This is a genomic window from Bartonella acomydis, from assembly GCF_039543025.1.
GTDB lineage: Bacteria > Pseudomonadota > Alphaproteobacteria > Rhizobiales > Rhizobiaceae > Bartonella > Bartonella acomydis.
Genome location: NZ_BAABIY010000012.1, coordinates 323,972 through 340,074 on the forward strand (window position 1 = coordinate 323,972; position 16,103 = coordinate 340,074).

Annotated in this window: 6 protein-coding genes and 1 tRNA gene; 3 read left to right on the forward strand and 4 right to left on the reverse strand. The window is 39.1% G+C overall.

The window, feature by feature from the left end; all coding sequences use genetic code 11:
* Positions 1-44: 44 nt before the first annotated feature.
* From ABD909_RS03295 to aroA, 4 genes are all read right to left on the reverse strand, one after another.
* Entirely contained in the window at positions 45-8,630 is an 8,586-nt protein-coding gene (locus ABD909_RS03295) for a glycoside hydrolase family 94 protein (RefSeq protein WP_345096531.1), read from the reverse strand.
* A 233-nt stretch (positions 8,631-8,863) separates the two neighbouring features.
* On the reverse strand, positions 8,864-10,564 hold the full coding sequence (gene rpsA, locus ABD909_RS03300) for a 30S ribosomal protein S1 (protein ID WP_345096532.1): 1,701 nt from the start codon (positions 10,562-10,564) through the stop codon (positions 8,864-8,866).
* Positions 10,565-10,697: 133 nt separating this feature from the next.
* Positions 10,698-11,345: a (d)CMP kinase gene (gene cmk / locus ABD909_RS03305; protein ID WP_345096533.1), complete on the reverse strand. Its 648-nt coding sequence runs from the start codon at positions 11,343-11,345 to the stop codon at positions 10,698-10,700.
* Positions 11,342-12,670, reverse strand: a complete 1,329-nt coding sequence (gene aroA, locus ABD909_RS03310) for a 3-phosphoshikimate 1-carboxyvinyltransferase (RefSeq protein ID WP_345096534.1) — start codon at positions 12,668-12,670, stop codon at positions 11,342-11,344. Before aroA ends, cmk begins: the two co-directional genes overlap by 4 nt.
* 188 nt (positions 12,671-12,858) lie before the next feature.
* On the opposite strand from aroA, the gene ABD909_RS03315 reads away from it, so the two are divergent.
* The 3 genes from ABD909_RS03315 (at position 12,859) to ilvD (ending at position 15,814) form a co-directional block, all read left to right on the forward strand.
* On the forward strand, positions 12,859-13,239 hold the full coding sequence (locus ABD909_RS03315) for a TIGR02300 family protein (RefSeq protein ID WP_345096535.1): 381 nt from the start codon (positions 12,859-12,861) through the stop codon (positions 13,237-13,239).
* A gap of 135 nt (positions 13,240-13,374) precedes the next feature.
* A tRNA-Ala gene (locus ABD909_RS03320) sits at positions 13,375-13,450 on the forward strand.
* 525 nt (positions 13,451-13,975) lie between these two features.
* Positions 13,976-15,814, forward strand: coding sequence for a dihydroxy-acid dehydratase (ilvD, locus tag ABD909_RS03325; protein WP_345096536.1), 1,839 nt, complete (start codon positions 13,976-13,978; stop codon positions 15,812-15,814).
* The last annotated feature ends 289 nt before the right edge of the window (positions 15,815-16,103 follow it).

Below are 16,103 nucleotides of genomic sequence, written 5' to 3' on the forward strand. Positions count from 1 at the left end.
AACTATAACAACTCTAAGATTTTGGGCAAGAATAAAAAAGCCTTTTATCTTTTCTGTTTTAAGGATTGAAGTGTACGAATGATTTCATGTTTTCCTGTTTTTTCTAATTTTATCCCTGCTTGAACATGAGCATATTTTTTCCCATTAACAGTAAGTGTATTTTCAGATCCCCATTTTACTTTAAGAATATAAACAGCCTCATAAAATTTCATTTTTGCTTCATATTCGGGCCAGAAGGAAGGCAAATGTGGACGTAAAAATAATTGATCATTTTGACGATCAATGCCAAGAATAGCTTGTGTTGCAGCGCGGTAAAACCAACCTGCTGAGTCTGTATACCATGTCCAACCGCCCTGTCCACGATGTGGTTCAACGGCATAAATATCTGCTGCCATGACATAAGGTTCAACACGATAGATTTCAGGATTTTGTCCGTGATGAATAGGATTAATCATGGAAAATAAACGATAAGCTTTATCGCTTTCATCCATTTGTGCAAGCGCTAAAATGCTCCAAATAGCACCATGGGTGTATTGCCCACCATTTTCTCGAATGCCTGGGGGATACCCTTTTATATAACCGGGTTCGAGAGTTGTTTTATCAAAAGGGGGCCAGAAAAGGCGTAGAAGTTTTCCTTTTTCGTCATAAAGATGTTCAAGCATTGAAGCCATAGCTTGTTTTTGGCGCTCCAGTGGTGCCATTTGAGAAATAACAGCCCAAGATTGAGCAATGGTATCAATTTGGCATTCATCATTGTTTTGAGAGCCAAGAGGAGTCCCGTCATCAAAATAACCACGTCGATACCAAGCACCATCCCAAGCATTTTTTTCTAGGGATTTTTTCAAACGCTTAAAATATGCAGTCCATGTTTCAACACGGGTATTATCACTAAGGTTTTGAGCTAAAGGGATGAATGCTTGTAGTGTTGTACCAAGAAACCATCCCAACCAAGTGCTTTCCCCTTTTCTTTGTATACCAACTAAATTCATACCATCATTCCAATCACCTCCTAAAATAAGCGGAAGTCCATGTGGCCCACAGCGTTTGATGGCAAGGTCTAAGGCCAAAGCACAATGTTCATAAACTGTTGCAACTTTTGAAGATTGTGTGGGCCTAAAATAAGCATCTTTTTGTTCTGTGGTAAGGGAGGCTCCTTCAATAAAAGCAATGGGAGTATCAAGCAGTGTAGTGTCGCCAGTGGCATTGACATAAAGAGCTGTTCCATAGGCAAGCCAAACGATATCATCACAGATGTGCGTGCGGATACCAGCTTGCGTATCAGGCAACCACCAATGTTGTACATCGCCTTCAAGAAATTGATGCGCGGCAGCATTTAACAATTGTTCACGTGCCAGTTGTGGTTTCAGTAGTAATAAAGAAAGGCTATCTTGTAATTGATCCCGAAAACCAAATGCACCACTGGCTTGATAAAAGCCAGCACGCGCCATGAGGCGGCATGCATAGATTTGATAAGGTAGCCAGTAATTGACCATAATATCAAAGGAGGGATCAGGTGTTTTTACTTGGAGTGGAGCAACAAAATCGCTCCAATATTGTTTTTGTTGGGTAAGCAAAGTTTCAAAATCACTCGTACGTACTTGATTGAGTAATTTTTCTGCCTCTTGCCTGTTTTCAGCACTGCCAAGGTAGAAAATGATTTCTTTTGTTTGTCCTGGGAGAAGATCAATATCATAAGTGAATGCTGAGCAGGGATCACATCCTGCTTCTACTCTATTTGAAAGGGCGAAAGCTTTACGGATTGCCTGTGGATGTGTCACTGTTCCTGTGAGGCCGATAAACTCGCTACGATCACTGGTAGTACTGGTTGGCATTTCTGATGCTGATAAAAATGTTACCTGTTGGGATTTTTCGTGATGATAGGGATTTTGAATAAAATGTGCCCCATTTATGGGATCATAACAGGGAACAATGAAGGGTGCATATTTTGTACAAGTATTACCCAAAACCCATTCAACATAGTTATAAAGGCGTAAATTGTGTGTTTTTTTTCCTTCATTTTTAAGGGTGAGACGTGAAAGCCGAACCGGTTTTTCTTGATCGAGTGTATGGGTCAACTCTAATGCAATGTCTGAATGTGTGGATTTAAAGGTTGAAAATCCAAAACCATGGCAAGCTTCATAGACAACACTTTCATCACGTTCTACAGCAGAAACGGGTGAAAAGCGCTTTAAAGACAAGCGGTCTACAAGATAAAGGGCTTCCCCTGGGTGATTAGAAACAGGATCATTGCTCCAAGGGGTTAATTGATAATCGCGACTATTGTGAGCCCAAGTAAAGAGTGCACCTTCAGCAGAGACATGAAAACCAAAATGTTTATTAGCAATAACATTAATCCATGGATGTGGCGTGGTGGTATGTCCATGAAGACGTATCACATAATGATTATGATAGTTAAAACCACCATACCCATTCCAATATTGTAGATCTTCTCCATTAATGGGGAAAGTGATACGTTTTTGTTGACTGAGAAGACCAAGGGAAGCAAAGAGGCTCTGTTCTGTTTGTGTTGTATTTTGTCCTCTTTCATGATGTTTTGGGATGTTTAATTCATCATGAGATCTTTGATGGTTTTTACGGATTGTGAGAGTGAAATCACTCTCATCAAGCTGTTTTAGTTGTTCAAACAAAGAACCATTTTGAGCATCAAGAATAATGCGCGCTGATGCAAGAAGCGTTTTAAAACTCTGTTCACTTATTTGATCACGTTGAAGCGTGAAAATATGTTTGCGTTCATTCGTTTCATGGTTGTGGTGGCGGTAAGATTCGCATATCGATTCAAGAGTGCGTTGCGTATCTTGTATATAGGAGAAAGCTTGTTCATTAAGAATGACAAGATCAACGGTAAGTCCGCGCATACGCCAATATTCATGTGCTTTTAGAATTTCATGCACAACAGCAATATCTCCCTCGTTATTTAATCTGAGAAGACAGAGTGGAATGTCACCTGAAATAGACATAGGCCAGAGATCAGATTGTTTACCAAGAGTTTTTGCTAAGTTGTTTGGAGACAGACGCCATGTTTGCTCAGGATAGATAAGCGGTGTTGCATATTTTTGATATATAAGAGCTTCTTTAAGCTGGGTCGCGCTTTGATATAGTGAAACTTGCGAACGTGTCCATGCCTTTGAAAGTTCTTTCTGGAATATATCGGGTTGTCGATAATGTTGAAGATGATGATGTAAGATTTCTTTTGTGTTGGCAGCAAACGTCCAAAAGATAAGTTCAGCTTTTTCATGGGCTGGAACTTTTATACGGCATCGCAGTGAAATAATGGGATCAAGAACACAACCTTGACTGTTACTAAAATGAGCATTTTGATCAAATGCAGCGGGATGATGAAGAGAGCGCCCTCGGCCAATAAACAACGAGCGATCTGTTTCAGCTTCTGTTTCTTGGAGAAGATCTGTTGTACTCGTGACAAAATGGGCAATGTGGATCTCGGAGTCATGAGGAGAGCATTTACGCCTTTTAGCAAAAATTGTTGTACCTTTCTCAACAATTTCTGTTTCTATAAACATACGTGAAAAAGCAGGATGAACTTGGTCTGTATTTATTTTAGCAAGCGCTAATTCACCATAAGAAGTTACTTCAATGAGTCGGTCTTCATTTGTTGTATTCATAAGTTGAATACGTCTACCTTCACCATTTCCCTCAGAGGCAATAAGACATTCCAATGTTGATTTGATGCCATCAACCATTTTTGTATATTCAGCTTTTTCATCAGTGAAAATGCTAATGGCTTCTTCTTCAACAATACGTGTTGGCTCACTGGTCACAGACCACCAGCGTTTACTGTGTATATCACGTAGGAAGAATAAAGTCCCTTGTTGATCTTCTGTCGTATCAGGAATAAAGCGCGTAATCGCATAATCGTGCCAACGGCTATAACCAGAGCCTTTGGCTGTTAACATGAGAGAATAAGAGCCATTAGATAAGAGCAAAGTTGCACGTGGTTTAAGCAGTGGGTTCGTGATTATGCGCGAAGAAACAGCATCAAATCCTTTGGAGCTCTTGCGTATGCGATGAACTGTTTTATTATGAATGACAGGAATGAGATGTGGTGCTCTTTCCTGGAGGAGTAATTGAGTAGCTTCAATGATGGGATCACGATGAAAGCGATCGCGCATACGACCTTGAAAAATGACATTGTTAAGAGAAAGAATGGACATACCATGATGATGCGCATAATAATTGCGCACAACAGCGTATTTTTCTCCTGTTTTTATGCGCGCAGGGGTAAAGTCGATAGAGTCATAATAACCATATGTTCCTAAAGCTCCAAGATCACGCAGTTGCTTTAAATTTTTTACAGCTTTATGAGGTACATATTGTGCCGCTAAAAGACTAGCATAGGGAGCAATGACAGTATTGCGTGAGAGACCACGTTGGAGCCCAAGGCTTGGAACACCAAAATGAGCATATTGGTAATTCATTAAGTGATCGCGAACATTAAAGGCTGCTTCTGAAATACCCCACGGTAATCCTTGTTTATGGGCATATTGTATTTGATGATGAATAATCAATCGATTGGTTTGATCAAGGAGAGATCCTAACGGTTCATGCATAACAAGAGATGGCATGAGATATTCAAACATGGAACCAGACCATGATAATAATGCACCTTTCCAACCGATGGGAACAAGGAGTCGACCAAGATGAAACCAATGTTTAAATTGAATATCTCCTTTTGCGATGGCAAAAAAGCTTGCAAGACGCGCTTCTGAAGCAAGTAGATCATAACAATTTTCATCGAGTTTATTTTCTTCAACACGATATCCAATAGACAAAAGATGCCGTTCAGGTTGTTCTAAAAAATCAAATTCCATATCAAAGGCGATTTGCCGCGTCTCGATAGCCAAACTATTTAATTTTTTGGATAATTTTTCACTGTCGTAGTCATAACAAGCATCATGATGATGGGCATCACAGGTTTCTAAAAGACATTTTGCCCAAAAGAGAGCATGAGTAGATTCTATCGTTTGAATTTTTTGATGAAGCTTATCTATTAAGCGCACAATATCACGGGCGATAAATGAAAGATTCGTGATGTGAGAAAGAAGCGTATTTGATTGTTCTATGAATGCAATAGAGGAGAAATGAAAATGGGCGATACGCTTTTCGATTTGTTGGCGTAAGGGGCGTAAAATGGCTTTATTATCTGGAATTTCTTTGACAGTTTCTTCAAGAATAGCATGAACATCAGAGAAGCCTTCTCGATGACTTTTAAGAAAAATATTAGGTTTTTCAGCCCACCTTCTTAAAGCTGAAGAGAGTGTGACCAGATGTCCAGCAAGGTTTCCTGAATCAACGGTTGACACATAAGTAGGCAAAAGAGGTTTAAGGCTATCAGTTGCATACCAATTATAAAAATGCCCACGAAATTTTTCCATTTTTGCAAGAGAATTTAATGTAGATTCAATGCGGCTTATGGTTTCTTTACAGCTAATCCAGCCGAAATCACGTGCAGCTATAACAGAAAGAAGATAAAGCCCAATATTGGTAGGAGATGTGCGCTGTGCAATCAGAGGCTCAGGATCTTCTTGGAAATTATCGGGAGGCAAATAATTGCTTTGTGCATTGACAAAACTTGCATAATAAAGCCATGTCCGTCGTGCAATAGACCGTAGAATTTTTTTATCTTCAGAAGATCCCTGAAGTGTATCTTGAAAGGTTGAAGGTTGACTGACTATCCACGCAATGAAGGGTGAAAAAAACCATGCTACCCCGAAAGGCAAAGCAAGAAAGCTTGCAAAAGTATCAAAAAGAAGGGGCAATGCTATGGCAAAAATACCAAGAAGCGATGCTGGCCACATGATAAGGATATAAAAACGCAAGCTATTAGGAGTCAATTTTGTTGCAGCTGAGGTTTTCCACTCAAGGAGATGATGTTTTGAAATTATCATGCGATAGAGTGCACGAAGAATAGCATCCGTCATAAAATAAGCGGAATGAGCAAGAAATGTCATTTTAAGAAATATATTTGCGTGTGTAAGGGTTATTTTATTCACAATTAATTGAATTTGTTCGCGCAAGGAATAGTCAATATGGGATGGAATGAGCGTTTTTAATACGTCTAAAATGGGTGAGATGAAAAGGCTCAAGAGTAAGAATATTTGCCAGATGATTGCGCTTTTTAATGGTAAAAGAGACCATCCTGTAATTGCCGCAATCAACCACATTAGTGGTGTAAGAGAACGGCGCAAATTATCTTGGATTTTCCACCGTGTAATGGAGCTTATTCTATTGCGGGAGAAAAGATAAGGCAAAAGTTGCCAATCACCGCGAATCCAACGGTGATATCGCATAACATCAATATTATAGGCTGTTGGATAATCTTCAATGACTTCTACATCACTCACCAATGCAGTACGTGCATATCCTCCTTCCAAAAGGTCATGACTGAGAACAGTATTTTCTTTAATTTTTCCGTCAAGTGCTTGTTGAAAGGCATCAATATGATAAAGACCTTTACCAATAAAACTTCCTTCTCCCAAAAGATCTTGATAGGTATCCGAAACAGCAAAGACATAAGGATCTATACCACGGTTGGTAGAAAAAGTCCGCTGTAGAAATGATGTTTCTTTTCCTGTTGTAAGAGAAGGGGTAATACGGGGTTGTAAAATACTATATCCCTTTAAAACATTTCCGTTTTGCAGGTCGAAAATGGGATAATTAAGCGGATGGTTAAGTTTTCCAACGAGTTTTGTGACGCTTTCAGGGGTAAGACGTGTATCGGCATCCAGTGTCATAACAAAACGGCAATCCATAGGGAGATCTGGATTGGTTGGATAAAAACTCGTATTTTTATCACCTCTTAATAATAAATTGAGTTCATGAAGTTTGCCACGTTTGCGTTCCCATCCCATCCAGCATTTTTCGCTAGAATTATAAAGACGTCGACGATGTAAAAGGAAAAAGAGGGGAACATCAGCACGATGATAACAACAATTGAGTTTATCAATACTCTTTTGTGCATAATGCAAAAGATCAAGATCATCTTGTGTTTGCTCGAGGGGAGCATCAATCCAATCTGTGATGAGTGCAAAATGGATGGCACCGTTGGGATTGCAAAGATAATGGACTTCAAGATTGTGCACTTGTTCATCAATAGAGTCGCGTGAGGTGATTAAAGTAGGCACAACAACCATTGTGCGTGCGTCTTTCGGAATACCTTCTTTATATTCATAACCGATGAGTTGTTTTGGTGGAATAGTCCATGAAACAATAGTGTTAAAGAAAGCAAAAGCAGCATCCATAGCAGGGAAAAGCGCTAATGCAATAAAAAGCACAGACATCCATGGTGATATACTAGATGTTTGTAAGAGAGTGTAGATTGCAAGTAAAAGAGTAAGCGTTAAACAAGAAATAGGAATGGCAATAATTCTTATCTTTGAGCAGATAAAAAATCGTGCCCATTTTATAAGCAAAGATGGGGTGTAGCCACAGGCTTTTTCAAAAACATAACGCCCATCACCGACAAGATACCACCCAATAGAGGAATAATAATGTGCCTTTTCAGAAGTGGAATGTACCATTTCTATAGCTTTGCGTGCAACTTCCAGTTCATTAAGAGGTGAAAAGCGTGCAATTTTTTCTATGACTTGCCGATAGATATTGCGTGAATGAGAATCGATCGCGGAAAAATCACTCTTTTCACGCAAGATAGAATCTACAGAACTGACAGTTTCAAACCACACTGTCCAATCAATGTTATCAATAGCCTTAAGAGCACGGATAATATTGCCCATAGTCACACCATCTGCAACTTGGTGTGTATGTTCATTAGCTGTGGTAATTTCTGGGCTACTGTTTTGCTTTTGTAATTGTTTCTCAAGCCAAATTAATGCTGGTGTTGAATCAACAGATGCATTGCGTAGACGATAGAATAAATGTGCTGAAAAGGTTGGATCAACAGTAAAAGGTTCATAACGCTTAAGAAGAGAATGTAATTTTGTTTCATTATCTGCAAGAAAAATTTGATGAGCAACTTTATTGGCGAGATAACGCATATGCCGTGTTTGTTCGATGCGCAGTGAAAGACGACGTACATTTTCAATGAGCAACATTTGTATGACAGAAGGAAGTGCCCATAATTCACCAATTTTTAAGGCACAAATTTCTTGAAATCCATCGATCATAGCTGTGAGATTTTTTTGTGAAAATCCACTATCCGTATGGGCAATATAAAGCCAAGCTAAAGCAAAGATACGTGGTATATTTGTTCCTTGTTGATAAAGAGGAAGTTGCTTGATGAAGGATTTAGATAAGTTGCGGCGTAGCTGTTGTATGGTTTTGTCAATTGTATAATGATTATCAATAAGCCATTGAGCAGATGGTGCAATGGTTTCATCATTATGAGCGGCAATATCACAAGTTTGAAAGGCACGGAGGATGAGTTTGGCATTTTCAGTCAATCTTTTGTGAAAATGACTTTCTCCTTTATATTCAGGAAGGAAAATTTCTTTTTTAGATGCTATATCCTTGCCTAATTTGTAAAGTTCATCCTGTGATTTATAAGTTGAGCGAAGAGGAGAATGGGTTTTCGTAAAATGATGCCTTTTGTTTTTTTGAGAAAAAAAACACTTCATGAAAGATATTGTGAATACCATAATATTCTATTGCTATTCAATATGGAGTTTTTTACATTTAATAAGTTGTGAGCATTTTATCTCAATAATGAGCGGTTTATAGGCAAAAAACAAACTTTTTGTTTTTCTTTGAGAATATTTGCAATTTTTAATGAAGCAACTGAAAAAGCAAACAATATATTTTTTGAAAAATAAAAAAGGTCGCCTAAAAAATGAGCGACCTTAATTTAAACAATCATTTTAACAATTGCATATTAATCCTGTTCTTGCTTTTTCAAAGCAGCACCAAGAATATCACCAAGAGAAGCACCTGAATCTGTAGAACCGTATTGTGCAACAGCTTCTTTTTCCTCTGCGATTTCTAACGCTTTGATAGACACTGAAATTTTACGTGTTTTCTTATCAAATGCAATGATGCGAGCATCTACTCTCTGACCAATGGAAAAGCGTTCAGGGCGCTGCTCATCACGATCACGCGCAAGATCAGCACGACGAATGGTTGTTTCAAGATTGTGATCAATCAATTTTACATTGATGTCATTTTCATTTATGGCTGTCACTTCACATGTCACCACAGCGCCTTTGCGAAGTTCACCAGAAGCGGCTGCTTCTCCAACCTTATCGCTGGAAAGTTGTTTAATTCCAAGAGAAATACGTTCTTTTTCAATATCAACATCCAAAACCACAGCTTTAACGATATCGCCTTTATTGTAGGTATCAATGACCTGTTCACCAGGACGATTCCAATCAAGATCAGAGAGATGAACCATACCATCAACATCGCCTTCAAGACCAATGAAGAGACCAAACTCGGTTTTATTTTTAACCTCTCCTTCAATTTGTGAATTGACAGGGAATTTATTCGCAAAAGCTTCCCATGGGTTTTCAAATGTTTGCTTTAAGCCAAGGGAAATACGCCGTTTAGAAGGGTCAATTTCAAGTACAACCACTTCCACTTCTTGTGATGTAGATAAAATTTTCCCAGGATGAACATTTTTCTTTGTCCAACTCATTTCGGAAACATGGATCAATCCTTCGATTCCAGGCTCTATTTCAACAAAACCACCGTAATCCGTAATGTTGGTAACAGCTCCAGTAATTTTTTTACCCACAGGGTATCTTGCACTGATGCTTTCCCAAGGATCACTTTCAAGTTGTTTCATGCCAAGAGAAATACGGTGTGTATCTTGATTGATGCGAATAATTTGGACTTTAATCGTTTGCCCAATGGTGAGCACTTCAGATGGATGGTTAACACGCCGCCAAGCCATATCTGTAACGTGTAAAAGACCGTCGATTCCACCAAGATCAACAAAGGCTCCGTAATCAGTGATATTTTTAACCACACCTTCAACGATTTGGTTTTCTTCAAGATTTTGTACGATTTCTGAACGTTGTTCAGCACGACTTTCCTCTAAGACAGTACGACGTGAGACAACAATATTGCCACGACGACGATCCATTTTTAAAATTTCAAAGGATTGTGCATTATGCATGAGAGGTGAGACATCACGAATGGGGCGAATATCAACTTGGCTACGAGGCAAAAAAGCAACAGCACCATCAAGATCAACCGTAAAGCCACCTTTTACCTGGCTAAAGATCACACCGTCAACGCGCGCGCCCGCATTGAATTTTTCTTCTAAACGAATCCAGCTTTCTTCACGCCGTGCTTTTTCACGTGATAAAACAGCTTCTCCCATGGCATTTTCAATGCGCTCAATGTAAACTTCAACTTCATCGCCAATTTGCAAGGAGCCATCTTTTCCTTTAGCTCCAAATTCTTTGAGTGGAATACGTCCTTCGACTTTTAGTCCAGCATCAATAATGGCCATGTCTTTTTCGATTGCAATGATACGGCCTTTAACAACGGATCCTTCACTAAGGTCATTGGTTTGAAAAGATTCCATAAGAAGAGCTTCGAAATCCGCTGTTGTAGGATTGTATTGTGACATAAGAACTCCTGATACATACCTTAAATTTAAAAGGTATAAGCGCTAGGTTAGTGTTGATACAATGTAACTTCCTGCCTTTTCCCTTAATACAGGAAGAAAAATTAGCGCACGGCCGGAAATCACCTTAACGGTTTCATTCAATTATATGCGCTTTTATGATTGGATCAATAAAAGTGCATGCAATTGCAAATGTTGCTTCTATACCCAATTCTGACGTATCAAGCAAGTATGCGTTTTTTGCTGGTCTTAGTGGGCTTTGTTTGCGGGTTATATCGCGGCTATCACGCTGTTCAAGTTGTGCCAAGATTTCATAATAGTCTGCTTGAATTCCCTTTTTTAAAACCTCTTGATAACGACGTTTTGCGCGTATTTGAACATTGGCTAGAACATAAAGCTTAATATCAGCATCAGGACAGACGACAGTGCCAATATCACGCCCATCAAGCACACTGCCGGGTAAAATTTTAGCAAAATCACGTTGTTTGGCGACAAGAATTTCACGCACAGCAGAATTGAGAGCTATTTTAGAGGCAACTTCACCAAGCTCATGAGAAGAGAGAAGAGCTGGATTTAGAGTATTAAAATCAAGTTCTTTAGCATAAATGAGAGCACTTTTTTCATCATCAAGAGGCAATTTTTGTTGTAAAAGTGCATGGGCAACACCGCGATAAGTAAGACCAGTATCGAGATAATGAAGGTGATAATGTGTAGCAATTTTACGTGCTAACGTTCCTTTTCCTGAAGCTGCTGGTCCATCAATTGCAATCACAAAAGGTTTCAAGCGATTTTCCCCCCAAGTTGTCTTATAAAAGGGATAAATTTTGGAAAACTAGTAGCAATCATTCGTTCATCATCAATACTAACAGGTTTTTCTGAGGCAAGTCCAAAGACAAGAAAGCACATAGCAATTCGATGATCAAGATGAGTGGTAACATGTCCACCACCCAAACCTTTAGCGGAACCTGTTCCATGCACAATAAGAAAATCTCTTCCTTCTTCACAATCAACATGATTGATTTTGAGTCCTTGAGCAAGTGCAGAAAGTCGATCTGATTCTTTAACACGTAATTCTTCAATTCCGAGCATCATTGTTTTGCCTTCAGCAAAGGCTGCAGCTACCGCCAAAGCGGGATATTCATCAATCATGGATGGGGCGCGTTCTTTAGGCACCCTGACACCCTTTAGCGTTGATGATTGAACCCGTAAATCGGCCGCATCTTCGCCTCCTGTTTGGCGTTGATTCAAAAGTTCAATGTGAGCTCCCATTTCCCATAATGTTTCGATAAGTCCCATGCGAGAAGGATTTATAAGAACATTTTCAAGTATGATATCAGAATTTTCTACAAGAAGAGCAGCGATAAGTGGAAAAGCAGCGGAAGAAGGGTCGCCTGGAACATATATCGTTTGTCCAGTAAGGTGTGGTTGACCACTCAGATGTATAAAACGTTCACCTTTTTCATCAATTTCTATTGCAATTTTAGCACCAAATGCTTTTAACATCTTTTCCGTATGATCTCGGGTGGGAACTGGTTCAATAACTGTTGTGATGCCAGCGGTATTAAGCCCAGCAAGTAGGATTGCGGATTTAACTTGGGCAGAAGCCATGGGAATACGGTAGCAAATCGGATTAGCCATTTTGGGTCCGTAAAGCGTTACAGGGAGACGATCACCATGGGTTGCTTCAATTTCAACACCCATGAGACGTAGTGGGTCAAGAATACGCCCCATCGGGCGTTTGGAGAGAGAGGCATCACCGATAAAGGTTGTTTTCATATGATAAGGTCCAACCATTCCCATAACCAAGCGAGCACCTGTTCCAGCATTACCAAAATTGAGAGGTTTTTGTGCCGCTAAAAGACAGCCATTTCCTGTTCCTCGAATAGTCCAAAGTCCATTTTTTTGAAGAATACAAGCACCCATAGCTTGCATAGCAGCAGCTGTATTGAGTACATCCTCACTTTCAAGCAGTCCATGAATCTGTGTTTCACCATTTGCGAGCCCTCCCAATATAAGAGAGCGATGAGAAATTGATTTATCTCCTGGTATTTTAATTTTTCCAGAAAGACTACTGGATTTGTAAGCGGTTATGGGGATTGCTTTTTGCATAGAAATTTTATTCAATTTTACCTATATTTTACTAAATTAAGCTCTCTTTAGCATATGCTTTGAAGAGCGTCATGGGGAAATCAATGTGGAATGATGTATTTATCTTTGACAAAGACATTATTTTTTGATTAAGCACCATAAAATTTATTTTTTAACGAAATTATAGTTAACCAAAAGAGGCACGGTTCATGGCAAAACAGGATCTTGGAACTAAGCGTGTTGATCCAGAAACGGGAAAAAAGTTTTATGATCTTAACCGCGACCCTATTGTGTCGCCTTACACAGGGATTTCTTATCCGCGTTCTTATTTTGAGGTTGCGGCAGCTGAAGCAAATAATGAAGAGGATGTTGATACTGAAGAGCTTGATACAGCGCTTGAAAAATCTGCCTTTATGCTTCTTGAAGAGGATGGCGATGATTCCAAAGATGATGATCTTCCTGATTTAGAGGATGGTGATGTTGATCTTGGTGATGATGATGATACTTTTTTATCTCACGACGAGGATGATGAGGATGATGATGTTTCCGATATTCTTGGAGGTGGCGTCTCTAACGACGATGATTCTTAAAGATTTAAGAGAATTGTAAAGATCTCATTTATCATGGAATGCAAATACTTCTTGATCTTCGATTGTGATCGTTCTAAAGATTTTTTCTCAAGGCTCTTAAGCTATCTTTACTTAAAGAGATAGGCGTCTTGATGTGGGGCTATAGCTCAGCTGGGAGAGCGCTTGCATGGCATGCAAGAGGTCAGCGGTTCGATCCCGCTTAGCTCCACCAAAAAAACCAATTTTTTAAGAGAATATTGATATTTAAAAATTTATATGTTGCGGTAAGAAACGTATTTTTAATCTATAGGAATGTTTCTTCATATTTTCAACAGTTCCATAATTGATCTTGTTATAATATTTGCTATGCGCTAATATTTATGCATGCAGTAATAGTAAATTGGGATTTTTTTGTCATAAAAGCGCAAGAGCATATTGGTGATATTTGGTAATTTAGCAAATATCTCTAGAATAAAAGTGAACATTTGTTCTCATTATTATTTACTTAAGTTTAAAGATTTTTATGCTGCTAAAAGATAGCTTTTATAAATTCTCAAAAGTTCTCGTAATCGTTTTTGAAGAATTTTATTTGGATGACAAACAATAGTTGTCACATAGAGCTTATGCATGGGCTTTTAATTTTGTGATTTAAATACCTCAATAACAGGCTTTTTTTATTTCACATGTGAGAACTCTTGTTTTTTAAGGTAGATTACAGCACAACAGAAAAACTGGAATTATTTGAGGGGAAAAAATAATGCCTTCTTACCGTTCAAGAATATCGACCCATGGGCGCAATATGGCAGGGGCTCGTGGTCTTTGGCGTGCAACAGGGATGAAAGAGGCTGATTTTGGCAAACCTATTATTGCCATTTCTAATTCTTTTACACAATTTGTGCCTGGGCATGTTCATTTAAAAGATCTTGGACAATTGGTCGCACAACAAATAGCTATTGCTGGCGGTGTTGCAAAGGAATTTAATACTATTGCTGTAGATGATGGAATTGCAATGGGGCATGATGGAATGCTCTATTCTTTACCCTCACGTGAAATTATTGCTGATTCTGTTGAATATATGGTCAACGCCCATTATGCTGATGCCCTTGTTTGTATTTCCAATTGTGACAAAATTACGCCTGGTATGTTAATGGCATCCTTACGCCTGAATATTCCAACAATCTTTGTTTCAGGTGGCCCTATGGAAGCAGGGAAGATTAAATGGAAAGATCAAGATCTTAAAGTTGATCTCGTTGATGCCATGGTTGCTGCGGCTTCGGAAGAAAATTCAGAAGAAGAAGTTGCTGAAATAGAACGTGCTGCTTGTCCTACATGTGGTTCTTGTTCAGGAATGTTTACTGCGAATTCTATGAATTGTTTGACTGAAGCATTAGGGCTTTCTCTTCCAGGCAATGGATCAGTATTAGCGACGCATAGAGATCGTCAGATGCTTTTTGAAGAGGCTGGACGACAGATTGTTGCACTGGTCAAGCGCTATTATGAACAAGGCGATGAGACAATTTTGCCACGTTCTATCGCTTCACGCAAGGCTTTTGAAAATGCCATGACTGTGGATATTGCTATGGGGGGATCAACCAATACTGTTCTGCATCTTTTAGCTGCGGCGCAAGAAGGTGAGGTGGATTTTACCATGTCCGATATTGATCGTCTTTCACGCCGCGTTCCTGTTTTATGCAAGGTTGCCCCTTCTGTTGTGAATGTGCATATGGAAGATGTTCATCGCGCTGGGGGTGTTATGGGGCTTTTAGGCGAATTGGATGCAGCCGGACTCATTGATACTTCTGTTTATACGGTTCATGCAAAAACAATGAAAGAAGCGCTTTATCACTGGGATGTAAAACAGACCGATGAGCCAATGATTCATCAATTTTATCGTGCAGCACCCGGTGGTGTTCCAACACAAACAGCCTTTAGTCAATTTTGTCGCTATGAAACCCTTGATCTTGACCGTGAAAAAGGTGTGATTCGCGATAAAGAACATGCTTATTTGCAAGATGGAGGATTGGCTGTTCTTTATGGCAATCTTGCAAAAGATGGCTGCATTGTGAAAACAGCAGGTGTTGATCAGTCTATTTTAACTTTTAAAGGTCCAGCAAGAATTTTTGAAAGCCAAGATTCTGCTGTTGCAGCAATCTTAAATGATAAAATTAAATCAGGTGATATTGTTTTAATCCGTTATGAAGGTCCACGCGGTGGACCTGGAATGCAAGAAATGCTTTATCCAACGAGCTATCTCAAATCCAAAGGATTAGGAAAAGTTTGTGCACTTATAACAGATGGCCGTTTTTCAGGGGGAAGTTCGGGGCTCTCTATAGGACATATTTCTCCAGAGGCTGCTGAAGGTGGAGCAATTGCTTTAGTAGAAGAGGGCGATATCATAGAAATTGATATTCCTAATCGTACCATTCATATGTTAGTTGATGATGTTGAGATGATGCAGCGTCATGCCAAAATGGAAGCAAAGGGAAAAGCAGCTTGGCAACCAATTGAGAAGCGTGAACGTAAGGTTTCGAAGGCTCTCAAAGCTTATGCAGCGATGACAACTTCTGCTTCAAAAGGTGCAGTCCGTAGCATATGATTGCGTGAAAAATTCGGTTTATGGAAAAGGAACAAAGTTATGAGAGCTTTTGGCAGGTATTCTTTGTAATATTCCAAGCTGCTGATTTTATGTGCTCTGGAAAAATTTTAAATTAAAATGAATAAGGTTTTAGAAGAAAAATAAAAATCAGAGCTTTAATTGCTGGGTACTACGAATTTCTTTTTTGTAGGAAAATAAGCAATTTGTTTTAGGAAATATCTAGCACTTGCTTTCTTTGTATCCATATGCTCTTAAAAGATTTTTCGTAAAAGCGATGATAACATTAAGT

What these genes read in the sequence shown, in the direction of transcription:
- aroA (WP_345096534.1), bottom strand. Translation starts at nt 12,670, where the DNA reads ATGCAAAAAGCAATCCCCATAACCGCTTACAAATCCAGTAGTCTTTCT.
- ilvD (WP_345096536.1), top strand. Translation starts at nt 13,976, where the DNA reads ATGCCTTCTTACCGTTCAAGAATATCGACCCATGGGCGCAATATGGCA.
- ABD909_RS03315 (WP_345096535.1), top strand. Translation starts at nt 12,859, where the DNA reads ATGGCAAAACAGGATCTTGGAACTAAGCGTGTTGATCCAGAAACGGGA.
- ABD909_RS03295 (WP_345096531.1), bottom strand. Translation starts at nt 8,630, where the DNA reads ATGGTATTCACAATATCTTTCATGAAGTGTTTTTTTTCTCAAAAAAAC.
- rpsA (WP_345096532.1), bottom strand. Translation starts at nt 10,564, where the DNA reads ATGTCACAATACAATCCTACAACAGCGGATTTCGAAGCTCTTCTTATG.